The organism is Streptomyces sp. NPDC029956 (assembly GCF_055574655.1).
In genome coordinates this window covers 1-24,009 of sequence record NZ_JBVHZJ010000020.1, presented here as the reverse complement: position 1 = coordinate 24,009, position 24,009 = coordinate 1, and the positions used below count along the sequence as shown (strand labels likewise).

Annotated in this window: 27 protein-coding genes; 13 read left to right on the top strand and 14 right to left on the bottom strand. The window is 71.9% G+C overall.

The window, feature by feature from the left end; genetic code table 11:
* Positions 1-7: 7 nt before the first annotated feature.
* Complete coding sequence (locus ACZ4XX_RS18150; protein WP_468508871.1) at positions 8-1,531, top strand: glycoside hydrolase family 3 protein; 1,524 nt, start codon at positions 8-10, stop codon at positions 1,529-1,531.
* Positions 1,532-1,606: 75 nt separating this feature from the next.
* On the opposite strand, the gene nagB is transcribed toward ACZ4XX_RS18150, so the two are convergent.
* Positions 1,607-2,392: a glucosamine-6-phosphate deaminase gene (gene nagB / locus ACZ4XX_RS18145; protein WP_468508870.1), complete on the bottom strand. Its 786-nt coding sequence runs from the start codon at positions 2,390-2,392 to the stop codon at positions 1,607-1,609.
* A 624-nt stretch (positions 2,393-3,016) separates the two neighbouring features.
* Here nagB and ACZ4XX_RS18140 point away from each other — a divergent pair.
* Complete coding sequence (locus ACZ4XX_RS18140) at positions 3,017-4,483, top strand: sensor histidine kinase (protein WP_468508869.1); 1,467 nt, start codon at positions 3,017-3,019, stop codon at positions 4,481-4,483.
* A gap of 280 nt (positions 4,484-4,763) precedes the next feature.
* Here the strand turns inward: ACZ4XX_RS18140 and ACZ4XX_RS18135 are convergent, their stop codons facing one another.
* Positions 4,764-5,021 (bottom strand): WhiB family transcriptional regulator, encoded by a 258-nt coding sequence (locus tag ACZ4XX_RS18135; RefSeq protein WP_004937597.1) that lies wholly within the window; start codon positions 5,019-5,021, stop codon positions 4,764-4,766.
* A gap of 318 nt (positions 5,022-5,339) precedes the next feature.
* Complete coding sequence (locus ACZ4XX_RS18130; RefSeq protein WP_468508868.1) at positions 5,340-6,308, bottom strand: diacylglycerol/lipid kinase family protein; 969 nt, start codon at positions 6,306-6,308, stop codon at positions 5,340-5,342.
* A gap of 294 nt (positions 6,309-6,602) precedes the next feature.
* Between ACZ4XX_RS18130 and ACZ4XX_RS18125 the strand changes: the two genes are divergently transcribed.
* Entirely contained in the window at positions 6,603-7,034 is a 432-nt protein-coding gene (locus ACZ4XX_RS18125; RefSeq protein ID WP_468508867.1) for a hypothetical protein, read from the top strand.
* Between the two features lie 16 nt (positions 7,035-7,050).
* On the opposite strand, the gene ACZ4XX_RS18120 is transcribed toward ACZ4XX_RS18125, so the two are convergent.
* The 3 genes from ACZ4XX_RS18120 to ACZ4XX_RS18110 form a co-directional block, all read right to left on the bottom strand.
* Positions 7,051-8,139, bottom strand: a complete 1,089-nt coding sequence (locus tag ACZ4XX_RS18120; RefSeq protein ID WP_468508866.1) for an RNA polymerase sigma factor SigF — start codon at positions 8,137-8,139, stop codon at positions 7,051-7,053.
* Positions 8,136-8,549, bottom strand: coding sequence for an ATP-binding protein (locus ACZ4XX_RS18115; protein WP_015036094.1), 414 nt, complete (start codon positions 8,547-8,549; stop codon positions 8,136-8,138). The genes ACZ4XX_RS18120 and ACZ4XX_RS18115 overlap by 4 nt, the downstream gene beginning before the upstream one ends.
* 319 nt (positions 8,550-8,868) lie before the next feature.
* Positions 8,869-9,129 (bottom strand): UBP-type zinc finger domain-containing protein, encoded by a 261-nt coding sequence (locus tag ACZ4XX_RS18110; RefSeq protein ID WP_187622460.1) that lies wholly within the window; start codon positions 9,127-9,129, stop codon positions 8,869-8,871.
* A gap of 39 nt (positions 9,130-9,168) precedes the next feature.
* Here ACZ4XX_RS18110 and ACZ4XX_RS18105 point away from each other — a divergent pair, with 39 nt between their 5' ends.
* Positions 9,169-10,764 carry a Na+/H+ antiporter gene (locus ACZ4XX_RS18105; RefSeq protein WP_468508865.1) on the top strand — a complete coding sequence of 532 codons (1,596 nt, stop codon included), beginning with the start codon at positions 9,169-9,171 and terminating at the stop codon, positions 10,762-10,764.
* Here ACZ4XX_RS18105 and ACZ4XX_RS18100 read toward each other — a convergent pair.
* Together ACZ4XX_RS18100 and ACZ4XX_RS18095 are read right to left on the bottom strand one after the other, a co-directional pair.
* Positions 10,740-11,678 carry a 1-aminocyclopropane-1-carboxylate deaminase/D-cysteine desulfhydrase gene (locus ACZ4XX_RS18100; RefSeq protein ID WP_468508864.1) on the bottom strand — a complete coding sequence of 313 codons (939 nt, stop codon included), beginning with the start codon at positions 11,676-11,678 and terminating at the stop codon, positions 10,740-10,742. The two genes, ACZ4XX_RS18105 and ACZ4XX_RS18100, sit on opposite strands and share 25 nt — an antisense overlap.
* Before the next feature lie 47 nt (positions 11,679-11,725).
* Entirely contained in the window at positions 11,726-12,316 is a 591-nt protein-coding gene (locus ACZ4XX_RS18095; protein WP_468508863.1) for an N-acetylmuramoyl-L-alanine amidase, read from the bottom strand.
* 287 nt (positions 12,317-12,603) lie between these two features.
* Between ACZ4XX_RS18095 and ACZ4XX_RS18090 the strand changes: the two genes are divergently transcribed.
* Positions 12,604-14,022 (top strand): family 2B encapsulin nanocompartment shell protein, encoded by a 1,419-nt coding sequence (locus ACZ4XX_RS18090; RefSeq protein WP_468508862.1) that lies wholly within the window; start codon positions 12,604-12,606, stop codon positions 14,020-14,022.
* A gap of 100 nt (positions 14,023-14,122) precedes the next feature.
* Positions 14,123-15,172, top strand: a complete 1,050-nt coding sequence (locus ACZ4XX_RS18085; RefSeq protein WP_468508938.1) for a family 2 encapsulin nanocompartment cargo protein polyprenyl transferase — start codon at positions 14,123-14,125, stop codon at positions 15,170-15,172.
* A 15-nt stretch (positions 15,173-15,187) separates the two neighbouring features.
* Here ACZ4XX_RS18085 and ACZ4XX_RS18080 read toward each other — a convergent pair whose 3' ends face one another.
* Positions 15,188-15,763: a TetR/AcrR family transcriptional regulator gene (locus ACZ4XX_RS18080; protein ID WP_468508861.1), complete on the bottom strand. Its 576-nt coding sequence runs from the start codon at positions 15,761-15,763 to the stop codon at positions 15,188-15,190.
* Between the two features lie 112 nt (positions 15,764-15,875).
* On the opposite strand from ACZ4XX_RS18080, the gene ACZ4XX_RS18075 reads away from it, so the two are divergent.
* Genes ACZ4XX_RS18075 through ACZ4XX_RS18065 form a run of 3 tightly spaced genes read left to right on the top strand, consistent with a single transcriptional unit; the run spans position 15,876 to position 17,273 of the window.
* Positions 15,876-16,457, top strand: a complete 582-nt coding sequence (locus ACZ4XX_RS18075; protein ID WP_468508860.1) for a dihydrofolate reductase family protein — start codon at positions 15,876-15,878, stop codon at positions 16,455-16,457.
* Between the two features lie 42 nt (positions 16,458-16,499).
* Positions 16,500-16,811, top strand: a complete 312-nt coding sequence (locus ACZ4XX_RS18070) for a hypothetical protein (protein ID WP_468508859.1) — start codon at positions 16,500-16,502, stop codon at positions 16,809-16,811.
* Between the two features lie 42 nt (positions 16,812-16,853).
* On the top strand, positions 16,854-17,273 hold the full coding sequence (locus tag ACZ4XX_RS18065) for a DUF6304 family protein (protein WP_468508858.1): 420 nt from the start codon (positions 16,854-16,856) through the stop codon (positions 17,271-17,273).
* Between the two features lie 115 nt (positions 17,274-17,388).
* Here ACZ4XX_RS18065 and snpA read toward each other — a convergent pair whose 3' ends face one another.
* Positions 17,389-18,045, bottom strand: coding sequence for a snapalysin (gene snpA, locus ACZ4XX_RS18060; protein ID WP_468508857.1), 657 nt, complete (start codon positions 18,043-18,045; stop codon positions 17,389-17,391).
* Positions 18,046-18,231: 186 nt separating this feature from the next.
* Here snpA and ACZ4XX_RS18055 point away from each other — a divergent pair, with 186 nt between their 5' ends.
* Both ACZ4XX_RS18055 and ACZ4XX_RS18050 read left to right on the top strand, forming a co-directional pair.
* Positions 18,232-19,200 (top strand): LysR family transcriptional regulator, encoded by a 969-nt coding sequence (locus tag ACZ4XX_RS18055; protein WP_468508856.1) that lies wholly within the window; start codon positions 18,232-18,234, stop codon positions 19,198-19,200.
* Complete coding sequence (locus tag ACZ4XX_RS18050) at positions 19,197-19,673, top strand: GNAT family N-acetyltransferase (RefSeq protein WP_468508855.1); 477 nt, start codon at positions 19,197-19,199, stop codon at positions 19,671-19,673. Before ACZ4XX_RS18055 ends, ACZ4XX_RS18050 begins: the two co-directional genes overlap by 4 nt.
* Before the next feature lie 46 nt (positions 19,674-19,719).
* Here the strand turns inward: ACZ4XX_RS18050 and ACZ4XX_RS18045 are convergent, their stop codons facing one another.
* The 3 genes from ACZ4XX_RS18045 to sodN form a co-directional block, all read right to left on the bottom strand.
* Positions 19,720-20,844, bottom strand: coding sequence for a hypothetical protein (locus tag ACZ4XX_RS18045; RefSeq protein WP_468508854.1), 1,125 nt, complete (start codon positions 20,842-20,844; stop codon positions 19,720-19,722).
* 153 nt (positions 20,845-20,997) lie between these two features.
* Positions 20,998-21,384, bottom strand: a complete 387-nt coding sequence (locus ACZ4XX_RS18040; protein ID WP_468508853.1) for a VOC family protein — start codon at positions 21,382-21,384, stop codon at positions 20,998-21,000.
* 100 nt (positions 21,385-21,484) lie between these two features.
* Positions 21,485-21,880 carry a superoxide dismutase, Ni gene (sodN, locus tag ACZ4XX_RS18035; protein WP_030320908.1) on the bottom strand — a complete coding sequence of 132 codons (396 nt, stop codon included), beginning with the start codon at positions 21,878-21,880 and terminating at the stop codon, positions 21,485-21,487.
* Between the two features lie 143 nt (positions 21,881-22,023).
* On the opposite strand from sodN, the gene sodX reads away from it, so the two are divergent.
* Positions 22,024-22,500, top strand: a complete 477-nt coding sequence (sodX, locus tag ACZ4XX_RS18030) for a nickel-type superoxide dismutase maturation protease (RefSeq protein WP_468508852.1) — start codon at positions 22,024-22,026, stop codon at positions 22,498-22,500.
* Here sodX and ACZ4XX_RS18025 read toward each other — a convergent pair.
* Positions 22,404-23,033, bottom strand: coding sequence for a CGNR zinc finger domain-containing protein (locus ACZ4XX_RS18025; RefSeq protein WP_030320912.1), 630 nt, complete (start codon positions 23,031-23,033; stop codon positions 22,404-22,406). The genes sodX and ACZ4XX_RS18025 overlap by 97 nt on opposite strands.
* Before the next feature lie 94 nt (positions 23,034-23,127).
* Here ACZ4XX_RS18025 and ACZ4XX_RS18020 point away from each other — a divergent pair, with 94 nt between their 5' ends.
* Entirely contained in the window at positions 23,128-23,877 is a 750-nt protein-coding gene (locus tag ACZ4XX_RS18020) for a class I SAM-dependent methyltransferase (protein ID WP_468508851.1), read from the top strand.
* Positions 23,878-24,009: the final 132 nt, after the last annotated feature.

The following is a 24,009-nucleotide window of genomic DNA, read 5'->3' as shown; positions in this document are numbered from 1 at the left end:
GCTCCCCATGACCACACTCGTACACGGCACGGACACCCTGACCCGTGACGCGCTCACGGTGCTCCAGCCCGGGTTCGTCGGCACCACCGCGCCCGACTGGCTGCTCCGCCGCATCGGCGAGGGCCTGTCGTCCGTGGGCCTGTTCGGCCGGAACATCGTCAGTCCCGAGCAGCTGACCGCGCTCACCGCGCAGCTCAGGGCCGAGCGGGACGACGTCCTCGTCGCCATCGACGAGGAGGGTGGCGACGTCACCCGCCTGGAGGTCAAGCAGGGCTCCTCGTTCCCCGGCAACTACGCCCTGGGCAGCGTCGACGACGTCGAGCTCACCCGGGCCGTGGCCCGTGAACTCGGCCGCCGGCTCGCGGCCTGCGGAGTCGACCTCAACTGGGCGCCGTCCGCCGACGTCAACTCCAACGCCGAGAACCCGGTCATCGGCGTCCGGTCCTTCGGGCCTGACCCGGACCTGGTCGCCCGGCACACCGTGGCGTACGTCGACGGCCTCCAGGGCGTCGGGGTCGCGGCCTGCACCAAGCACTTCCCCGGACACGGCGACACGAACGTGGACTCCCACGACGCGCTGCCCCGGATCGATGTGGACCTCGCCACACTGCACGCCCGTGAGCTGGTGCCTTTCCGCGCGGCCGTCGCCGCGGGTACCAAAGCCGTCATGAGCGCGCATATCCTTCTCTCCGCGCTCGACCCCCACCGTCCGGCCACCCTGAGCCCGCAGATCCTCACCGGTCTGCTGCGCCAGGAGCTGGGCTTCGAGGGGCTGATCGTCACCGACGGCATGGAGATGCAGGCCGTCGCGGCGACGTACGGCATCGAGCGCGGATCCGTCCTCGCCATCGCCGCGGGCGCCGACGCCATCTGCGTCGGCGGCGGGCTGTGCGACGAGGACACCGTGCTGCAGCTGCGCGACGCGCTCGTCACTGCGGTGCGGACCGGTGAACTGCCCGAGGAGCGGCTGGCCGACGCCGCGGCGCGCGTGCGCGCCCTGGCGGCCTGGACCCAGGCGCACCGGGCCAGGGGGGCTGAATCGGTGTCGGGCGCGGCAGTGCAGGAGGGGACCGCGCCCGGCACCGACATCGGACTCGTCGCCGCCCGCCGGGCCCTGAAGGTGACCCGGGGGGAGCGGCCGTACACCCCGATGAGCGGCGCTCCCTACGTGGCCTCCTTCACCCCCGTCGCGAACTTCGCGGTCGGCGACGAGACCCCCTGGGGCATCGCCGCCGAGCTGGAGCGGCTGCTGCCCGGCACGGAGACCGGTTCCTACGCCGACTCCTCCGTGGACGCCCTCCTCGCCGCCGCGGGGGAGCGGAGGATCGTGGCGGTCGTCCGCGACCTCCACCGGCACGTGTGGATGACCGAGGCCCTGGACGCCCTGGTCGCGGCCCGCCCCGACACCGTCGTGGTCGAGATGGGCCTCAACGAGGCGGAGCCCCGCGGGGCCCTGCACATCGCCACGCACGGCGCGGCCCGGGTCTGCGGCCGTGCGGCCGCCGAGGCCGTCGTCGGAACCGGCACCTGACAGGACGTACGCGAAGGGGCCCGGCACCTGAACAGGTGCCGGGCCCCTTCGTCGCGCACGGGGATTCCGGGCGGCTCAGATGCCCTGCCAGGCGGGCTTGTTCGCGAAGGTGTGACGGAAGTAGTCCGCGAGCTTCAGCTTGGAGGCGGCGGCCTCGTCCACCACGACCGTGGCGTGCGGGTGGAGCTGCAGCGCGGAGGCCGGCACGAGCGCCGCCACCGGGCCCTCGACGGTCTGCGCCACGGCCTCGGCCTTGCCCTCGCCGGTGGCGAGCAGCACCAGGTGACGGGCCTCCAGGATGGTGCCGATGCCCTGGGTGATGACGTGGTGCGGCACCTGCTCGATGTCGTTGTCGAAGAAGCGGGCGTTGTCCACACGGGTCTGCTCGGTGAGCGTCTTGATCCGGGTGCGGGAGGCGAGCGAGGAGCACGGCTCGTTGAAGCCGATGTGCCCGTCGGTGCCGATGCCGAGGATCTGCAGGTCCACGCCACCGGCCTCGGAGAGCGCCGTGTCGTACGCCTCGCAGGCCGCCAGGACGTCCGCGGCGGAGCCGTCGGGGCCCATGAAGGCCTCCTGGGAGAGCCCGAGCGGCTCGACGACCTGGCGGAGCACGGTGGAGCGGTACGACTCGGGGTGGCCCGAGGGCAGTCCCACGTACTCGTCCAGCTGGGCGATCCGGGCGCGCGAGGCGTCCACGGAACCGGCCTTGACCTGGGCGATCAGGGCGTCGTAGATGGGCAGCGGAGTCGAACCGGTGGCCACGCCGAGCAGCGCGTCGGGCTTGCGGCGCAGGAGGTCGGCGATGCCGTCCGCGATGAGCTCGCCGCCCGCCTTGGCGTCCTTGACGATGACAACTTCCACGCTGTGCCTGCCGATCTGGTGAGGGGCTGGTGAGGAGCCATGTGGTATAGACCAATCAAAGCCAAATCTAGCAGAGGAGGGGCCTTCCCCTCATGCCGTTCCGCCCCCCGGACGCCCCCACCGCCTCCATCGTCGGCCGCCCCTGACCCACCAGCCACTCGAACCCCCCGGGCCCCGCAGATCAGGCCAGGGAGCCCCCGTCCAGGGCATCGCCTCGGGGGGAGCGGCATCGGGCGGGAAGGGGGCGGCAGGGGGAGCGGGGTCGGAGGCGAGGGGTCCGCACTCGCTGCCGACCGGCCCCGGAGACACCCGCGGGCCGCGGCGCCCGGCGGGACCCTCAGCCCGCCCGGCACCGCAGCCCGGAGTTTTGCTCCGGCCGGGGGTGTGCGGTCCCTCGGCCGTGTGGGAGGTCTCGACGCAGTCAGGGCAGAGAGCGTCGGGTACCTCGTTCCATCCTCCTGTGCGGGGAGGATGGAGGTCTATCGCATTCATTGTGGACTAGACCATTCTTGTCTGTCCATCCACAGGAACGCGGTCCTTCCTGGCCCATCGTCCAGCACGGAGCCCCGGAGGTCCAGGTTCACCGCCCCTTTATTCCGCGGGTACGCTCGCATCGTGCCCTCCATGAACGACCTCGTGCGCCAGCACACCGCCCTGAGCGACTCGGACCTCGAGTGGCTCCACCTGCTGGTGTCGGAGTGGCAGCTGCTCTCCGACCTGTCCTTCGCCGACCTCGTCCTCTGGGTCCCGACCCTCGACGGCACGCGGTACGTCTCCGTCGCGCAGATGCGGCCGAACACCGGCCCCACCTCCTACCAGGACGACATGATCGGCCATCTCGTGCCGCGCGGCCGCCGCCCGCTGCTCGACGCCGCGCTCGACGAGGGCAGGATCGTCCGCGAGGGCGACCCGGAGTGGCGCGAGGAGGTCCCGGTCCGGGTCGAGTCCATCCCCGTCCGCCGCGAGGGCCGCGTCCTCGGCGTCATCGCCCGCAACACCAACCTGCTGACCGTCCGCACCCCCTCCCGCCTGGAGCTCACCTACCTCCAGTCGGCCTCCGACCTCGCCCAGATGATCGCGGCCGGGACCTTCCCCTTCCCCGGTGAGCAGGTCGACATGGACTCCTCGCCCCGCGCCGGCGACGGACTCGTCCGCCTCGACGCCGAGGGCATCGTCCAGTACGCCTCGCCCAACGCCCTCTCCGCGTACCACCGCCTCGGCCTCGCCGCCGACCTCGTCGGCCAGCACCTCGGCCAGATCACCGCCGAACTCGCCCCCTCCCGCGGACCGGTGGACGAAGCCCTGGTCACGCTGGCCTCCGGCTACGCGCCGCGCGAGTTCGAGGTCGAGGGGAACGGCGGTGTGATCCAGCTCCGGGCCATCCCGCTCAAGCCGAAGGGCACCCGCATCGGTTCGCTCGTCCTGCTCCGGGACGTCACCGAACTGCGTCGTCGCGAGCGCGAGTTGATCACCAAGGACGCCACCATCCGGGAGATCCACCACCGGGTGAAGAACAACCTCCAGACGGTGGCCGCCCTGTTGCGCCTCCAGGCCCGCCGGATGGACTCCGAGGGCGGCCGCGAGGCGCTCAACGAGGCCGTGCGGCGCGTCGGTTCGATCGCGATCGTCCATGAGACGCTGTCCCAGAACCTGGACGAGCGGGTGGAGTTCGACGAGATCGCCGACCGCGTGATCGCGATGGTCGCCGAGATCTCCCCGGGCCGGGTGACCTGCCGGCGCAACGGCCGCTTCGGCATTCTCGACGCCGAGGTCGCGACCCCGCTCTCGATGGTCCTCACCGAAATCCTCCAGAACGCCCTGGAGCACGCCTTCGCCCCGGGCGACGAGGGCGCCGTCGAGGTCACCGCAGTACGGGGCGAGCCCAGGCCCGACGCCCGGCTCCTGATCACGATCCAGGACGACGGCCGTGGTCTGCCCGAGGGATTCGACCCGCAGCGGGCCGGCAACCTCGGTCTGCAGATCGTACGGACCCTGGTGGAAGGGGAGTTGGGAGGATCCTTCGACATGCTTCCGGGCGCCGGACGCGGTACGAAGGTGGTCCTCGACATCCCCGTGCAGCCGCAGAAGTAACCGCCGAAGAGGTAACCGCCGAAGGAACAACCGCCGCAGAAGCACCGGCCGCAGAAGTGACGGCCGGGAAACGGCGGCAGTGGAAGCGGCGGCCCTGAAAGTCCACGGCCGCGGAATCGACGGTCTCGGAAGCAGTCGGCGCGTACACAGCAGCGAGCCCCGGACCGAGGAGATCGGTCCGGGGCTCGAATGCTGTGGGTTACTACTGCGCGCTGCGACTCGAGGGCGGTGATTGCATACGCGATGTATGCGCCGCTGGCCTCAGGCTGTCGGCGGGGTGTCAGGCGGTAGCGTTACGCGCCCGGTTGCGAGCGGCACGGCGCTTCATCGCGCGGCGCTCGTCCTCGCTGAGGCCACCCCAGACGCCGGAGTCCTGGCCGGACTCGAGCGCCCACTGCAGGCACTGCTCCATGACGGGGCAGCGGCGGCAGACGGCCTTGGCTTCCTCGATCTGCAGCAGCGCAGGACCGGTGTTGCCGATGGGGAAGAACAGCTCGGGGTCTTCCTCACGACAAACGGCGTTGTGACGCCAGTCCATGGCTGCTACCTCTCTAGGGTGTTACAAGCTGGTTGCTTGTGAATGTGAACGCTTTCACGAATCCCCCCGCAAGGGAAGGGCCGACTGCCAGGTGAACTGGTGTGGTCCTAAGACTGAGGAGGGGTTCTGGCTCTCAGTGGAGGCCGGTGTTGCGGGCCGTCCCGATCGCCAAGAAGAGACTCCCAAACCCCGGCAACGGATACAACCCCTTCCGGAAAGTTTTTTTTGATTCCTCGGTGTCGGCTAGGTCACAGCCGTACTTCTAAGGGGTGGATGCGCGCCTAAACGTTCGAGTGAAAGGACTTTGGGCCCTTCCACTCACACAATCACACGCAGTGCACGGCGTACGCCTGTGAACGTCACGCTCGTACGCAGTCCCAGGTGGTCTCCGTCCATCTGCAGGGGGAGCGGAACCTTGGAATGCAAGGTGAAGTCGGTCAGGTCGTGCAGAGTCGTCGCGTGCTTGCCGCGGGGCCCTCGTTCCGGGGTCGAGGTGAGCAGCTGGGTGGCGTACCGGGCCACCGCCGGGGTGGAGAGACGGCGCAGTCCGAGGACGTCGAGCGCGGTTTCGAAGGAGGCCTCCGGGGACGCGTACACCGGGCGATTGCCCAGGTAGGTCCAGGGGGAGGTGTTGCAGATTATGGAGAGGACCAGGTCCTCGACCGGCTCGGCGCCGGGGCGCTCCAGGGTGATCGTGCCGTGCCGGCGGTTCGGCTCCTCCAGGAACTGGCGCGCCACCTGGCGCAGATAAAGGGCGTGGGTGGATCTCTTCCCGCGCTCCCGCTGCTGTTCGACCCGGCCGATGACGCTCGCGTCGAAACCGAGACCGGCGCAGAAGGTGAACCAGCGGGACGGGACGGATTCGTCCTCCGTACCAGGCGTTCCCGAGGCGAGGCCGAGGCTCACTGTGCGTGTCCGCCGTTCACGCAACGCGTCGAGCAGGGCGCCGGTCGCCTCCACGGCGTCGTTCGGCAGTCCGAGGGCGCGGGCGAACACATTCGTCGATCCGCCGGGGACGACCGCGAGGCTCGGGAGGCGGTCGGGGTCGGGCCCGCCGTGCAGCAGCCCGTTGACGACCTCGTTCACCGTGCCGTCGCCGCCGAGGGCCACGACCAGGTCGACGGTGCCGGAGTCCGCGGCCCGTCGGGCGAGGTCCCGCGCGTGCCCGCGGTACTCGGTGGTGACCGCCTCCAGCTTCATCTCGCTCGCGAGCGCGTGGATGAGCACGTCACGGGTGCGGGCACTGGTGGTGGTGGCTGCCGGGTTGACCACGAGAAGTGCGCGCATGAGCGCCAGGGTACCTACCCGGCGGTACCGGGCCCAGTCCAGCCCGAACCCTGGACGTATCCGCCCGGCCTCGGGCAAGCGCGACCGCCCGGCTCCGCCGACGTGAGCGCGCGCCGGCCCGCCCGCACCCGCCCGGGCTCGCACGGGCGCGCGGGCCCGGTCTCACCCCGGCTCGCACGGCCCCACCCCGTTCGCATGCGCTCGCTGCCGCCCCGGCCCGCCCGCCCTCGTACGGGCTCGCCCCGGCCCGCCCGGGCTCCGTCGGGCCGGGCGGCCCCCGCTACCCTGCCCTGTATGAGCAGTCCCGCTGAGAGCAGCACGGAGCAGACCCCCCGCCCCGCCCGACTCGCCGCCGCGGCGGCCGTGGCCGGTGTCGAGGCCCTCGGCCTCTTCGTCGGGGGTGTCTACATGCTGGTGAACGCACTGACCGGGACGTCCGATGACCTCACCGGCGCCGCGACGGGCGCCGTGACGCTCGTCGCACTCGGGCTCATCCCGCTCGCAGCCGCCCGTGGCCTGTGGATGCGCCGTTCCTGGAGCCGCGGTCCGGCGGTGATCACCCAGATCCTGGCCCTGCCGGTCGCCTGGCAGCTGCTCCAGGCGAACAGCGTGATGATCCCGGCCGGCGTCGTCCTCGGCGTCCTGGCCGTCACCGGGCTCGTCCTCCTGGTGAACCCGGCCACGACCGAGGCGCTCGGCATCCGGCGCCCCGGTCAGGAGAGCTGACGGGGGTCGCTCCGGGCTACTCCTCCACCAGGAGCTTCTCCCGCAGCTGCGCGAGCGTCCGGGCGAGCAGCCGGGAGACGTGCATCTGCGAGATGCCGACCTCCTGCGCGATCTGCGACTGGGTCATGTTCCCGAAGAAGCGCAGCAGCAGGATCCGCTTCTCCCGGGGCGGCAGGTCCTCGAGCAGCGGCTTGAGCGACTCGCGGTACTCGACCCCCTCCAGGGCCTCGTCCTCCGCGCCGAGGGTGTCCGCCACCGCGGGCGACTCGTCGTCCGTGTCGGGGACGTCCAGGGAGAGCGTCGAGTAGGCGTTCGCCGACTCCAGACCCTCCAGGACCTCCTCCTCCGAGATCCCGAGCCGCTCGGCCAGCTCGTGCACGGTCGGCGAGCGGCCGTGCTGCTGGGAGAGCTCCGCCGTCGCCGTGGTCAGCGAGAGCCGCAGCTCCTGGAGCCGGCGCGGCACCCGGACCGCCCAGCCCTTGTCGCGGAAGTGGCGCTTGATCTCGCCGACGACCGTCGGGGTCGCGTACGTCGAGAACTCGACGCCGCGCTCCGGGTCGAACCGGTCCACCGACTTGATCAGGCCGATGGTCGCGACCTGCGTCAGGTCGTCCAGCGGCTCGCCGCGGTTGCGGAAGCGCCGGGCCAGGTGCTCGACCAGCGGCAGGTGCATCCGCACCAGCTGGTTGCGCAGCTCGGCCTTCTCCGGGGAACCCTCCGGCAGCTCACGCAGTGTGACGAAGAGCGCGCGGGCGCCGCTCCGGTCGTGCGGGTGCGGGGCGACGTCGGGGACGTCGTCGGGCTCGTCCCCGTCCTCCGCCTTCTCCGCTTCCGCGACCGGCTCCGCCACCGGCTCCCCGATCGCCTCCGCGACCGTCCCGGCGACGCCCTCGGTGGCCGTCTCCGCGGTCGCCGCCGCGGTCCCGCCCGCCTCGGAGGAGCCCTCCGCACGCGCGGGGCCCCGGGGGGCTTCGGAGACGCCTGGTGTCTCGGGAACCTCGTGGTGCTGCTCGTGCTCGCTCATCTGGTCCGCCTGCTCCGTAGCGACCTCATACGGCCGTGCCTGCTGCTCAGGGATGCCGGCCGTCGCGTCCCCGCGCCTCACGCCGGGCCTGGCCCCGCGCCGCGCTGTTTGTACAGGCTGATCGAGACCGTACGGTCCTCGGCCACCGACGATTCCACCTTCCCGGCCAGTGCCGACAGCACCGTCCAGGCGAACGTGTCCCGCTCGGGCGCCCGGCCGTCGGTGGTCGGGGCGGAGACGGTCACGTCGAGGGAGTCGTCGACCAGCCGGAAGACACAGCTGAGGACGGATCCCGGCACGGCCTGCTGGAGCAGGATGGCGCAGGCCTCGTCGACCGCGATCCGCAAGTCCTCGATCTCGTCGAGGGTGAAGTCCAAGCGCGCCGCGAGGCCGGCCGTGGCCGTACGCAGCACGGACAGATAGGCACCCGCAGCGGGCAGCCGGACTTCCACGAAGTCCTGGGTCCCGGGCTCGCCTGCGATCTGGGACACCCTCACCTCCAAGGTGGCACAAGCTCATTCGGGGCTCGGGGGGAGAGGCCCCCGAACCGGGCGGTACGCAGGGGGCTGCGCAGTCCGCCGTGACGCTATCGCGATCCGTCCCGTCGTGTCGCCGTGAACCCCTGCCCCCACCGGCCCCCCGGTCGCCGGTCGTCACCCATGGTAGGCCCATGGATGCGGACGGTGGGTAGGGGTCTGCGGGGGCCGGTGGCGAGCGACCGGCGGAGGGGTGACGTACCCAACCGTGGGCCGGGTGAATCGTCGAACGGCCGAATCGCCGGACGGTCGGACCATCGGACCGGCCGGGGATTCAGACGATCGACCCGTCCACGAAGCACCAGCGCCAGGCCTCGCCCGGCTCGAAGGTCCGCATCACCGGGTGCCCCGTCGTGGAGAAGTGCCCCGTCGCGTGCTGCCCCGCCGACGAGTCGCAGCAGCCCACGTGCCCGCAGGTCAGACAGAGCCGCAGCTGGACCGGATGCGTACCGTCCGCCAGGCACTCCGGGCAGGTGTCGGCCAGCGGCGCCGGTTCGGGGCGCGGCATTTCGGCAACGTGCGGGCACTCGCTCATGATGGCCAGGTTACGTTGCGGGACGAGACGGGGACGGGCATGGATGCTCTACAGCTGGTGGCACTCGTGGCGGCGAGCGCGGCGATCGCGGGGCTCGCCCGCAGGACCCCGGTGCCCGCACCGCTCCTCCTGGTCGCCGTCGGTCTCGCCGCCGCCTACGTGCCCGGAGTTCCGGACTACACCCTCGACCCGCACATCGTGCTGCCGCTGATCCTGCCCCCGCTCCTCTACACGGCGGCCGTCGACTCCTCGTACCTCGACCTGCGGGCCAACATCCGGCCCGTCGCGCTGCTTTCCGTCGGATACGTCCTCTTCGCCACCGTGGCCGTGGGCTGGCTCGCGTACGTCCTCGTGCCCGATCTGCCGCTCACCGCCGCCCTGGTGCTCGGCGCGGTCGTCGCCCCGCCGGACGCGGTCGCCGCGACCGCCATCGCCCGCAAGCTCGGCCTGCCGAACCGGATCACCACGATCCTCCAGGGCGAGTCCCTGGTGAACGACGCCACCGCCATCACCGCCTACAAGGTCGCCCTCGCGGCGGCCGTCGGCGAGGGCCTGAGCTGGGCCGGAGGCCTCGGGGAGTTCGCGCTCGCGGCCCTCGGCGGCATCGGGGTCGGCCTGGTCCTCATGGTCCCCATCCACTGGCTGCGCCGGGGACTCGGCGACTCCCTCCTGCAGAACACGCTCTCCCTCCTCATCCCCTTCGTCGCCTACGCGGCGGCCGAGGAGGTCCACGCCTCCGGTGTCCTCGCCGTCGTCGTGGTCGGCCTCTTCCTGGGCCACCGCGCCTGGCAGGTCGACTTCGCGACCCGCCTCCAGGAGGAGGCCGTCTGGAAGATGGTCGCCTTCGTCCTGGAATCAGCCGTCTTCGCCCTGATCGGCCTTCAGCTGCCGTACGTCGTCGAGGGGCTGGGGCAGTACGGGATCGCCGAGGCGGCCTGGTACGCGGTCGGGGTCTTCGTCGCGGTGGTCGTGGTCCGGTTCGTCTGGGTCTATCCCGCGACCTTCCTGCCCCGGCTCTCCGCCCGGGTCCGGGAACGGGAGCCGGGGGTGGACTGGAGGGCCCCGCTCGTCGTCGGCTGGGCCGGTATGCGCGGGGTGGTCTCGCTCGCCATCGCCTTCTCCATCCCCGTGGTCACCGACGGCGTGGAGTTCCCGGCCCGCAACCTCGTCCTCTTCCTCACCTTCACCACCGTCATCGGCACCCTGGTGGTGCAGGGCCTCACCCTGCCGCCCCTCATCCGCTTCCTGAAGCTCCCGGGGAAGGACCGGTACGCCGAGACCCTGGCCGAGGCGCAGGCCCAGAGCGAGGCCTCGCAGGCCGCGGAGGAGCGCCTCGACGCGCTGCTCGCCGACGAGCGCAACGCCCTGCCGAAACCCCTGGCCGACCGGCTCCGCACGGTCCTGGAGCGGCGCCGCAACGCGGTCTGGGAGCGGCTCGGTGCCGTCAACGAGGTCACAGGGGAGACCGCGGACGACACCTACCGGCGGCTGTCGCGCGAGATGATCGACGCCGAACGGGAGGTCTTCGTGCGGCTGCGCGACGCCCGGCGGATCGACGACGAGATGATGCGGACGCTGCTCCGCCGGCTCGACCTGGAGGAGGCGGCCGCCTACCGGGAGGAGTCCGCGGGCTGAGCCCCGCCGTCCGCCCGGAGCGTCTCCGGGGCGCCCGTGACGACCGCCACGAGCCGGGTGCCCGCCGGGAACGCGCCCTCCTCCGCCAGGGTCGTGAGACCGAGCAGCATTTTGGCCACATACAGTCGCTCGATGGCGAGTCCGTGCCGCGCCTCGAAGTCGCGTGCGAACGCGTCGAGAGCCGCCGGCACGCGCGCGTAGCCCCCGCAGTGGAAACGCTCGTCCAGGGTCCAGTCGCCGCGCGGGCCGCCGAACGCCGCCTCCTGGAGGGCGCGTACCTCCCCGCCCAGGAAACCGCCCTTGAGGACCGGGAAGCCCAGCGCCCTCGCCCCCGGGGTCAGGCCGGCCGCGAGACCCGCCAGGGTGCCGCCCGTGCCGCAGGCGACGGCGACCGTGTCCGCCACCCCGGCGAGCTCCCTGCCCAGCTCCACGCATCCCTGGACGGCGAGCGCGTTGCTGCCGCCCTCCGGGACCACGTACGCGCCCGCGGGGGCCTGTTCCAGGAGCAGCGCGCGCGTGGCCGGGTCGTTCTTCGCGCGGTACGTGGCCCGGTCCACGAACCTGAGCCGCATCCCGTCCGCCGCGCACCGCGCGAGCGAGGGGTTGAGCGGCCGCCCGGCCAGTTCGTCGCCGCGCACGATCCCGACCGTGGGGAAGCCGAGCAGCCGTCCCGCCGCCGCCACCGCGCGCAGATGGTTGGAGTACGCGCCGCCGAAGGTCAGCACGGGACGGCCGCCCGCCGCCTCCAGGTTGAGCGCGAGCTTGCGCCACTTGTTGCCCGGCAGATCGGGATGGATGAGGTCATCGCGCTTGAGCGCCAGCGTGAGCCCGTGCCGGGTGAGGCGCTCGTCCTCCACCGGCTCCAGGGGCGAGGGGAGCCGGGGCCGCAGGCGGGAGAGGTCGAACGCGTTCACCCGGCCATTGTCCGGGTGCCGGGCCGTGGCCCGCGCGCTCCCCGGGGTCAGCGCAGGTGGTCGGCGATCCGCTCGCGCATCGAGGCCATCGTGAAGCCGCGCGGGTCCACCTTCCCCGGCTGCCACTCCCGGTGCCCGATGACCGAGCGCTGCGTCCAGCCGTGCACCCGGCACAGGGCGGCCGACGCCTTCGCGATGGCCTCCAGCTGGACCTTCGGCCACGGGTCCACGCCGTCGCCGAGGTTCTCGCACTCGAAGCCGTAGAAGTACCGGTTGCCGTCCGTGGTGGCCTCGTCGTCCCGTGGCAGGCCCTGCTCGGCGATGACCGCCCTGAGGACCTCGTCGTCGCCGAGGCCCGCGTGGTTCGCGCGGCCGTAGCCGACGAGGTGGACGGTGCCGTCCTTGGCGATCACGCCGTGGCAGAGCGGCCCGGGCAGGCCCTCGTAGCCGTCCCGGCAGATCCGGACGGTCTGGGCGGTGCCGCGGGTCACGGTGTGGTGGATCATCACGCCGTGCACGGGCCCCCAGGGGCCCTTGTGGTTGCGGTTGTGGGTGGACCATTCGCCGACCTGGACGACCGCGAGGCCTGCGCCGCGCAGCGCGCTGAGGAACCTGCTCGCAGACATGGGGGTGGACATGACCGACTCCCTTCGGAGGACGGGTGGGGGCTTCCGGAACGCCGGAGTCCGCCATACCGGAGGTTCCGGATTACCGGATTCCGTGACTCCGCCGCCATCCGTTCGGGCGGCGTGCGAGCCGATCCGGACAGGGCCGCGTGGGGTGGGTGGGACTCGGCTGTTCGGATGGAAATCACGTGACATGCCCCGAAGATCGTCGAACAGTCCCACTCGAATGTGTAATGGCGCCGACACGCTGCGTGCTGAAAGGCTTCGTCTCGCAACTCAGTCATACGAGAGGGAGTTCCATGTCCGTTGGTTCGGTTGGCGACGAGGTCCGCGTCGCGGAGCAGCAGGCGCCGCAGCAGAGTCTCGGCACCGCTGCCGCGCGGAACCTCGCCACGACCACCAAGTCGGCGCCGCAGATGCAGGAGATCACCTCACGGTGGCTGCTGCGGGCGCTGCCCTGGGTCCAGGTGCAGGGTGGTACGTACCGGGTGAACCGGAGGCTCAGCTACTCCGTGGGTGACGGCCGGGTCACCTTCGTCCAGACCGGAGAGCGCGTCGCGGTCATCCCCGCCGAACTCGGCGAGCTCCCCGTCCTGCGCGGCTACGAGGACGAGGAGGCCCTGACCGAGCTCGCGGCCCGCTGCCGCCAGCGGGAGTACGCGGCCGGCGAGGTCGTCGCCGTCGCCGGCGAGCCGACCGACCGGGTCCACCTCCTCGCACACGGCAGGATCGAGCAGGTCGGCGAGGGGCCGTACGGCGACGAGGCCGTCCTCGGAGTCCTCGCCGACGGCGCCTACTTCGGCGACAACGCCCTCGTCGACCCGGAGGCCACCTGGGAGTGGTCCGCCCGCGCCGCCACCGCCTGTACGGTCCTGGAGCTCACCCGCGACGACGTACGGAACCTCGCGGAGCGGGCCGGCTCGCTCGCCGCCCACCTCGCGAGCGTGGCCGCCCTGCCCCACCAGCGGACCAACAAGTACGGCGAGGCCGAGATCGACCTCTCCGCGGGTCACGTCGGCGAGGCCGTCGTCCCGCACACGTACGTCGACTACGACGCCTCGCCCCGCGAGTACGAGCTGAGCGTCGCCCAGACCGTGCTGAAGGTGCACAGCCGCGTCGCCGACCTCTACAACCAGCCGATGAACCAGACCGAGCAGCAGCTGCGGCTCACGGTCGAGGCGCTTCGCGAGCGCCAGGAGTACGAGCTGGTCAACAACAAGGAGTTCGGCCTCCTCGCCAACTGCGACTACGGGCAGCGCCTCCAGCCCCACGACGGTGCCCCCAGCCCCGACGACATGGACGAGCTGCTCTCCCGCCGCCGGGGATCCAAGCTGTTCCTCGCCCACCCGCGCGCCATCGCCGCCTTCGGCCGCGAGCTCAACAAGCGCGGTCTGGTGCCCGAGACGATCGACATCAACGGCAACCGCATCCCGACCTGGCGCGGTGTGCCGATCTACCCGTGCAACAAGATCCCGGTCTCGGACGCCCGGACCACCTCGATCATCTGCATGCGCACGGGCGAGGCCGACCAGGGCGTGATCGGTCTGCACCAGACCGGCATCCCCGACGAGATCGAGCCGAGCCTCTCCGTCCGCTTCATGGGCATCGACGAGCAGGCGATCATCTCCTACCTGGTCACGGCCTACTACTCGGCGGCGATCCTCGTCCCGGACGCCCTCGGTGTCCTGGAGAACGTCGAGGTCAGCCGCTGGCGTTGAGCCGGCGAAGCCCGGGGGCGGGGACCGAACCGTCCCGCCCCCGGGCGCTCCCGGCTCGGCGCCGCGCAGCATCGCCACGGAGGAGACGAAGGAAGTGACCTTGACCATTGCCGGCGGGGACGCCGTCACCGACGGTCAGGGGGCCGTGCGGCTCCTGGACCGGACGCGGACGGCCGTCCATCCCCAACTGCGCTCGACCGTCGAGACCCTGCCCGGTTCGATGCGGCGGGTCGCGATGTACCACTTCGGCTGGGAGCACGCCGACGGCACCCCGGCCACGGAGCAGCCGGGCAAGGCCATCCGGCCGGCCCTGGTCCTCGCGGCGGCCCGCGCGCTCGGAGCCGACGAGGGACCGGCGGTGAGGGCCGCGGCCGCGGTGGAGCTCGCGCACAACTTCACCCTGCTCCACGACGACATCGTCGACGAGGACGTGACCCGGCGGCACCGGCCCACCGCCTGGACGGTCTTCGGCGTCCCGGACGCGCTGATCGCCGGCGACGCGATGAGCGCGCTCGCCCTGCGCATGCTCGCGGAGGACCCGCACCCCGCCTCGGCGGGCGCGTCCGCGCGGCTCGCCGCCTGCATCATCGAGCTCTGCGCGGGACAGCAGGCGGACTGCGCCTTCGAGCAGCGGGCGCCGCGTGAGGTCTCGCTCGACGAGTGCCTGGCCATGGCCACCGCCAAGACCGGTGCGCTGCTCGGCGCCTCCTGTGCCATCGGCGCGCTCTACGCGGGCGCGGGGGAGGAGGAGGTCGCGGCGATGGACGCCTTCGGCCGGGAGGCGGGCCTCGCCTTCCAGCTGATCGACGACCTCATCGGGATCTGGGGCGACCCGGACCGTACGGGCAAGCCTGCCGGGGCCGATCTGGTCGCCCACAAGAAGTCGCTGCCGGTGGTGGCGGCGCTCGCCTCGGGGACGACGGCGGGCGACGAGCTGGCCGAGCTGTACGCCCGTCCGGTCCTCGACGCCGTGGCGGTACGGGCGGCCGCGGACGCGGTCGAGCGGGCCGGTGGGCGCGACTGGGCGCAGGACCAGGCGGCCGAGCGGATGGGCCGGGCCGTCGAGCATCTGGCCCAGGCGGTCCCGGACCTGACTGCGGCGGGGGACATGCTGGCGCTCGCGGAGTTCGTCACGCGACGCACGCGCTGAGCTCCCTGGGGTCCGTCACGCCTCGGGGACGATCCGGTGGACCACGGTCTCGATCAGGTCGTCCAGGTCCCGGTCGCCGTGCAGGTCCGGAACCGTGAAGTGGTCGAGCAGCAGCCCGGTGAGGGCGAAAGCGAGCAGCCGGACGGTGTCCGCGTCCCCGGGCAGCCCGGCGTCCAGATGCACCCGGATGTTCGCGTCCAGGTCGCCCCGGAGCACCTCGGTGAGCCGGGTCCGCAGTTCGGGGCGGCGCACCGCTTCGAGTCGGAGCTCGAACAGCCCGAGGTAGCAGGTGCGCTCGGCGGCGAGCCGCCCGGCGACCTGGCGCATGAGGTCGAGGACCAGGGCTCGGCTCGGTGTCGGCAGCATGGCGGCCTCGACGACTCCGGGCTCGGGGGTCAGCCGGACGAAGATCCGGTCGGCGACCTCGGAGAGCACCTGGTCCCGGTCGCGGAAGTAGTTGGACGAGGTGCCCGTGGGGACCCCGGCGCGGGCGTCGACCGCACGGAAGGTCAGCCCGCGGGCACCCTCGTCCGCCAGCACCTGGATGGCGGCGTCGAGCAGCGCCGTACGTCGTTCGGGGTTTCTCGCCATGTCGTCTGTTGCTCCTTCTTCGCTCCGAGGGCTTGCGCAACCACTACAGATGGAGCACTATAACCGTCGTGGTTGCGCATCGCGGCCACGATCCGACGGGAAGAGGACCGGTTTGCGCAAGCTCACGTACTTCATCGCCTGCACCATCGACGGCTTCATCGGTGATCCCAAGGGCGATGCCACCTCCATGCTCGGGTTCCTCGACGCCGAGTTCCTGGAGTTCCTGACCGGCGAGTACCCGGAGACCATCTCGGCGCAGGGCCGGGAGATGCTCGGGGTCGACGCCGGGAACAAGCGGTTCGACACCGTCGTCCAGGGGCTGGGCTCGTACCGGCTGGCCCTGGACATGGGCGTCACCAGCCCGTACGGCCACCTGCGGGAGTTCGTCGCCACCCGCTCGCTGGCCGAGTCGCCCGACGCCGACGTGGAGCTGATCACCGACGACCTCGTCGGCCGCGTCCGCGAGCTCAAGGCGGAGGACAGCCCTCTGGACGTCTGGCTCTGCGGCGGCTCCACGATCGCCGGCGAGCTCATCGAGGAGATCGACGAGCTGGTCATCAAGACCTATCCGCAGGTGTACGGCTCCGGCATGCCGATGTTCGGCGCCGACTTCGAGCCCCGCGACTTCGAGCTGAACGACCTGCGCGTCTTCGGCAACGGCGCGTTCGTCCGCACGTACACCAGGAAGCGGTGACGGCGGCAGGCGCTCCCGTGCGAACCGTCCTACCCTGGTTGCATGGGTGACGAGGCGTCTCACACGACGCGGGACCCCAGGGCCGAGCACGGATGCCCGGCCTGCGGGCAGCCGCGAGCGATGACGGCCACCCGGCACAAGGTCCTCGGGGCCTGGGTGCCGGAGTGGGAGGTGCAGCCCTGCCGCAATCCGGACTGCGCGCTCCGCGAGGGCGTGGAGGCGGACCTGGCCGCGACCGTGGACATGCCGTCCGACGTGGCCGCGGGCACGCGTCCCGCCGCGGGTGCGGAAGCCGCGAGCCCGCACGTGACCGGCAAGAACGGCGAGATCGGGAGAAGTCAGGCCACGGGGTGACCGGACGCGCGCCGGAGCCGGTCGTACGGCTACAGTCCGCGCATGTCATCGGAGTCGACGGAAGTCTGGACCGGCTGGTACCGGGACCGCAACGGCGCGGAAGCGATCGTGATCACGGCCGACGGGCGGCATGTCGCCACCCGTATCAGGGGGATCGAGTACACGGGCGAGGGCTTCGCCGCGCTCAGCGCGGCGGCAGAGGGCGGGCAGGCCCTCACCGCCTGCGTCCTGGAGTGGGACCTGCCGCTCCCCGTCGTCCTGGACGGCGCCTCCCAGCAGGCCACGCTGAGCTGCCTGCTGACCCTCGGGGAGCGCGCGGACCTCAGTCTGACGCTGCACTACGGTGGCGCCGCCTTCGAGTCGTGCGTCGCCGGAGGTGACTTCGACGGGGCGCTCGAACGGGTCAGGCGCCAACTGCCGACCGGCGCGGATTTCGGCCGCCGACTGCTTCAGGCGGCCTGAGAGCACGAGTACCGGAACGGAGAACGAGGACGGCGGCGCCCCGGGGAGGGGGCGCCGCCGCTTCTCGTTTCCCGCGTGCTCAGCGTTCGCGCGCGTGCTCGGCGTTCGCGCGGGCTCAGCTCTTGAACGCGGAGGCGAGGCCGTTGCGCCACAACTGGTCGACGCGGGACCGCTCCTGGGCGTTCGGCTGGGCGTTCTGGCAGGACGTGCCGGGGCCGCCGCCCGACATCAGCTCACTGCACGGACCGCTGTAGTGGTCCGGCAGACCGAGGACGTGCCCCGTCTCGTGGGCGGTCACACGGGTGGAGTTGTACTGCTGGTTCTGCCGGTAGTCGAGGAAGATGTAGCCGCTGCCGTGACCGTCGGTGCTCGCGTACGAGCCACGGGAGTCGTTGCCCTCGTAGTAGCGGAAGTCCGGGTTGCTGCCCTCGACGAGCCGGACGTTCGCCACCGAGCTGTTCCATATCTGCGCCGAGCGGGAGATCTGGCTGCGGAAGCTCGGCGCGTTGGCGGCGTTGTAGACCACGGTGACGGCGGCCGCGCCGGGAGCGGCGGCACGCTTCTTCGCCACCGACTTCACGACGGCGTCGAAGAAGGCCTGGTTCGCCTTCGCCTCCTCGGCCGAACCGGCGTACGCCACAGCGGTGTTGCCGGCCGCCGGGACGCCCGTGGGGGCGCTCGCGGCCACGGCCGGGGCCGCGCCGAGGGAGGCGGCGAGACCGAGACCGAGGGCGGTGGCCAGGACAGAGGTGAGGACCTTGGGGTGACGCATGGGGGGCTCCTCCTGTAGGGGATGGGGGAGAGTCTCGGGGGAGCCGGGGCCCGTGGGGATGATGTCAACCGGCGATAGCATCACCGCATCACCTGGTCGAAACACCCCCAACTCCCTTGAAATCAAAGGTGATTGAAGGGTTCCGGGTATCTGGTGCGAGCCAGGGAGCCGCCCTACCCTCGGGGCATGGAGCTGGAGGTGAGACACCTGCGCGCGCTCTGCGCCATCGCGGACACGGGCAGCCTGCACAAGGCGGCCCGCCAACTGGGCATGAGCCAGCCGTCGTTGACCACCCAGCTGCGCCGCATCGAGAACTCCCTGGGCGCCGAGCTCTTCTCCCGCGGCCGCACCGGCTGCCGCCCCACCCCGCTCGGCCGCTCCCTGCTCAGCCGGGCCCGCCCGCTCGTCGCCGACATGGCGGCGCTCGTCACCGAGACCCGGGCCGCCGCCGCGCGCACCGACGGACTCGGGCTCCGTGTCGGCTCCACGGCCAGCCGGGCGCTTCCCGGCTGGCTGCGCCGGCTCCGCCAGCAGCTGCCCGGCACCGACATCGGCCTGCGGATGGACGTCTCGGCGAACGCGCTGCTCCGGAGCGTCGCCGCCGGACAGCTCGACGTGGCCTTCGTGCACGAGGTGGAGGGCTGCCCGTTACGGGTCCCCGAGGGCCTCAAGGGGCGGGTCCTGGTCGCCCGGGAACCGCAGTTCGTCTCCATGGCCCGCGACCATCCGGCTGCCGCCCGGCCCGTGGTGGACCTCGCCGATCTCGCCGGAGACCACTGGATGGTCGACCCGACCGTCGACGGCGAATGGGACGGTCTGCGCCGGGTCCTGGACGCCGCCGGCATCGACCCGCCGCTGCTGCACGGCGACTACCACACGGCCGCCTCCCTGATCGTCCTCGGCGAGGCCGTCGCCCCCTGCCAGCCGACCTCCGTCCCGCGCGAGGACATGGCCGTCCGCCCCCTGCGCGGCGACCCGCTCGCCGTCCGCCTCCTGCTGTACGCGCGCCCCGGGGCGCCCCTGGACACGCTGTACGCGGAACTCGCTGCGGCCTACCGCGAGGTGGCCCTGAGGGCGGCCCCGTACCGCGAGTGGCTGCGACGGCAGGGGACGACGGTGGCGCTGTCGGTGGGACCGTGCATGATGACGGCATGAGCGAACAGCCGACGCGGGCACGGGTCCGACACGCACGCCCCGAGGACCTGCCGCGCGTCGTGGAGCTCATCACCGAGCACGCGGCGTACGAGAAGGCGGCGCCCCCGGCCCCCGGTCTCGAGGACCGGCTCGCCGGCCTCCTCTTCGGCACCGAACCGGCCCGCCTCCGCTGCCTGGTCGCCGCCCTCCCCGACGGCACCCTCGCGGGCTACGCGAGCTGCGCCCCGGAGCTCTCCACCTGGGACGGCACGGAGTACCTCCACATGGACTGCCTCTACCTCACGGAGGCCTCCCGGGGCCACGGCCTCGGCCCGCTCCTGATGGCCGCGGTCCGCGCGGAGGCGAGCCGGCTCGGACTCGCGGAGATCCAGTGGCAGACCCCCGCGTGGAACGAGAGCGCGATCCGCTTCTACGACCGGCTGGGCGCCACGTCGAAGGAGAAGCACCGCTACAGCCTCCGCACGGAGGCGTAGGCGGGCCCGCGGGGAGTCGCGGGGGAACTCGTCGCGGGGCCGCGGCTCAGCGCTGGGGCGGCGGCCAGGGCCCCGCGAGCAGCCGTTCGGCCTCGGCGACGATCGCCGCCGCGAGATGCTCGCGCGAGCCCGCCCGGACGGCCGCCCAGTCGTTGTGGGCGTCGGTCGCCTCGAAGAGCGGCCGGAGCGCCCGCGGCCGGGCCAGGCCGCCCCAGCCCTCGTACGTGACGAGGTCACCCCCGGCACCGGGGTCGAGGCTCCCGTTCACGATCAGCCGCAGCCACCAGCGCACGAGCTCCCAGCGGGCGGCCTCCCAGGGGAGGCCGGAGTCGTCCGCGGGCAGGGTGTCGACGAGCCGCAGCTCGCCGAGAACCTGCTCGAAGAGCCCGCCGGCGCGTTCGTGCTCCGACCGGGTCAGGCCGGCGAGCAGCGGAAGCGACTCCGACTCGACGTCGAGCAGGAGTGCGGTGAGGCCGGCCTCGATCAACTGCTCCGGCGAGGGCCGCCGGCCGACGAGCCGCTCGACGGCCAGCATCCGGAGGCACTCGACGGCCTCCTGCGGGGTGACGGCGTAGGGGGCGTACGGAGTGGGCCCGGTGACGTCGATGCCGGGTCCGCCCTCGACGAAGTACGACCAGAAGTCGACGGTGGCGTGGGCGGTGAGGCTGCTCGCCCGCCCGGTGAACTCGTGCCGGACGTAGTCGGCGAGGTCGTTCCCGTAGAGGATGACGTCGGTCTGGTACACGGACAGCACGGGGTGCCCCCACGTGCCCGGAATGCCGGGCAGGTAGCGGTGGCCGTAGACGGGGACCAGCGGAGGAACGCCCGCCGACTCGGCCCGCGCGAGCTTCAGGGCCTCGGAGACCTCCGCGGGCCGGGGGCTCCAGGCCGGATGCCAGAAGCCGTTGTGCTCCACGTCGAAGAGCAGGCCCTCGACCGGTCGGGCGAGCCGAGCGGTCAGGTCGTCGGGGTCACCGTCGCGCCAGTCGGGCCAGTGGGGCGATCCGAGGGGCAGCCCGGCGGCGAGGAACACCCGATGGTCCGCCGCGAACCGGAACCCGAACCGTGCCTCGACGGCGTCGAGTTCCGCCTCGCCGAGCCCGGGCCCGATGTCGGCCGGGAGCAGACGGAGAAGGACCCGGGCGTCCTCGGGGGTCAGCTGTGAGGGCAAGGAGGACGAAGCAGGCGAAGCAGACGAAGCAGACGGGGCGGACGGGGCGGACGGGGAAGAGGGGGCGGACGGGTCGTGCGGGGTCATGCCGGGAAGCCTGGTGACGGGCCAGGGCCCTGGCGCTGCAGGCGCCGGCGGGAGGGGCGGTAGGCGCTACTCCGCGACGTCCTGCGGGTACCAGCGCAGTTCGACCGTGTTGCCGTCCGGGTCCCTGACGTAGACCGACTGCGCCGAACCGCGGGCGCCCCAGCGGGGCACGGGGCCCTCGACGACGTCGAACGTCCCGGAATCGAGGACCTCCTGCCAGTCGAGGGGGTCCACGACGAGGCAGATGTGATCGACGTTGGACTCGCCGCGCGGGCGCGAGAACAGGTCTATGACGGTGCTCCCGTCGATCCGCACGGACGGGAACGACACCTTTCCGGCGCGCCATTCCTCGACCCGCTCGCCCGCGAGTCCCAGGGGCCCGGTGTAGAAGGCGAGCGCCCTCTCGACATCGGTCACGTTGAGCACCAGGTGATCGAAAGCCTTGACGCGCATGGAGCGTCACCCTTCTGTCGGTACGTCGGTATTGAGCCGGGAAAGTCCGAAGGGGTGCGACCGCCAGGCGGTCGCACCCCTTCGGACGGGAAAGAGAAGGTCAGGCCTTCTTCGTCTCCCAGAAAATGCGGTCGATCTCGGCGATGAGCTCCAGCGCCTTCTCGCCCGTCTTCGGGTCCGTCGACGCCTTGGCGGCCGAGAGGGCCTTCAGGGTGTCGTTGACCAGCTGGTTGAGCTCGGGGTACTTCTCGAAGTGCGGGGCCTTGAAGTAGTCGCTCCAGAGCACCGAGACGTGGTGCTTGGCGAGCTCCGCGCGCTGCTCCTTGATGACCGTGGCGCGGGCGCGGAAGTGCGCGTCCTCGTTCGCCTGGTACTTCTCCTGGACAGCCTTGACCGACTCGGCCTCGATGCGGGCCTGGGCCGGGTCGTACACGCCGCACGGGAGGTCGCAGTGGGCGCTGACCTTCACCTTGGGGGCAAACAGGCGGGAGAGCATTGAGCCGTCCTTCCTCGTGATCGTCTTCTCAGGTGGGACATTACTCGGTGAGAAGGGCGATTTCGCGGGCGCCCCCTGGGGCTTAGGTCAAAAGTCCAGGGTCGGCATGGGACTCGTGTACGAGTGAACGAGCAGATGTGTGGGTGGATGCGGGTGTGGACCGGCGGGCGGAGCGGGATGTGCCGATGAGGGAATCGGGGCGGGAGCGAGTGGCGGAGGCCGGGGCTCCGTTCGGGATCGCCGAGGTGACGGGGGTGTCCATGGTGCCCACGCTGCTCCATGGGGACCAGCTGCTCGTGCACTACGGCGGACGTCTGCGGCCGGGGTGCGTGGCCGTCGTGCGGCACCCGCTCCAGCAGGATCTGCTCATCGTGAAGCGGCTGATCGAGCGACGTGACGGCGGCTGGTGGGTGCTCGGCGACAACCCGGACGCCGAGGGCGACAGCCGGGTCTTCGGGGCCGTACCGCCCGAGCTGGTTCTCGGGCGGGTACGGGCGCGCTACCGGCCGGTGACGCCGGGGCGTCAGCGGTCGCTGGGGGTGACGCTCTCCTGGCTGTTCTCGGCGGTGAGGCCGGTCCGGTCCGACCGGTCGGCCTCCAGGCGCTTGCGGGCCCGGTAGGCGGCCACGTTGGCGCGGGTCGCGCAGCGGTCCGAGCAGTAGCGCCGGGAGCGGTTGGTGGACGTGTCCAGGTAGGCGTTGCGGCAGGGCGGTGCCTGGCACAGGCCGAGGCGGTCCGCGCCGAACTCCGTCAGGTGGAAGGCGAGGCCCATCGCCGCGATCGCCGCGTACCCCGCGGTCGCGTTCGACGGGTGGTCCGCGAGATGCATGTGCCACCGCGGCCGGCCGTCCTCGTCGAGGATGTCGTGGCCGGAGATCTGCGGGCTGACCGGGAACTCCAGGAGCAGTGAGTTCAGCAGGTCCACGGCTCCCGTGTGGTCGCCCTCGTCGGCCGCGGTGAAGACCGCCCGCAGCCGGGCCCGTACCGCGCGGAACCGGGTCACGTCGGAGTCGGTGGCCCGGCGGGCCATCTGGGTGGCGGCGCCGAAGAGCTCGCGGATGACCTCGACGGAGGTCAGCGCGTCCTTGTTGCGGGCCGGCTCCTCGGTGTTGACCAGACGCACGGCGTAATCCGAGTAATAGGCCAGTTCCACTTGTAGTCCTTACTCCGGCGGGCTAGTGTCTCGGTCGGAAGGGGTAACAACTGTTTCCCCTTTGAGGGTATTACGAAGAGGGGGAGGAACGGCGATGACCGGAACCGACTGGGCGGCCTGGCAGCAGAGCTGGGACCGTCAGCAGGAGTGGTACATGCCGGACCGTGAGGAGCGCTTCCGGGTGATGCTCGACATGGTCGAGGCCTTGGTGGGACCGAAGCCCCGCGTCCTCGACCTCGCGTGCGGTACGGGAAGTATCACGGATCGGCTCCTCAAGAGGTTCCCGGAGGCGACCAGTACCGGTGTCGACCTCGACCCGGCGCTCCTCGCCATCGCCGCGGGCCACTTCGCCGGCGACGAGCGCGTCACCTTCGTGACCGCCGACCTCAAGGACCCCGACTGGGCCGCCGGGCTGCCCCACGACTCGTACGACGCCGTCCTCACCGCCACCGCGCTCCACTGGCTCCACAGCGAGCCCCTGACGGCCCTCTACGGCCGGATCGCGGGCCTCGTCCGCGCCGACGGCGTCTTCATGAACGCCGACCACATGATCGACACGACCACCCCTCGGATCAACGCCGCCGACCGCGCCCAGCGCCACGCCGTGATGGACCGCGCCAGGACCGGCGGAGCCCTGGACTGGGCCGAGTGGTGGGCCCTCGCCGCGAAGGACCCCGTCCTCGCCGGGCCCACCGCCCGCCGCTTCGAGATCTACGGCGAGCACGCCGACGGCGACATGCCCTCCCCGCGCTGGCACGCCGACACCCTCCTCGCCGCCGGATTCGGTGAGGCCAGGGCCGTCTGGGCGTCGCCCTCCGACACCCTGCTCCTCGCCGTGAAGTAGTCGGCGCGGACACGGGAAGGGGGGGGGGGGGGGTTCCCCCCCCCCCCCCCCCCCCCCCCACCCCCCCCCGGCGGCTTCGGCTTCCCGCACCCTCTACAAGAAAGACCTTTTTCTGTCTTTTTTTTGGTTTTC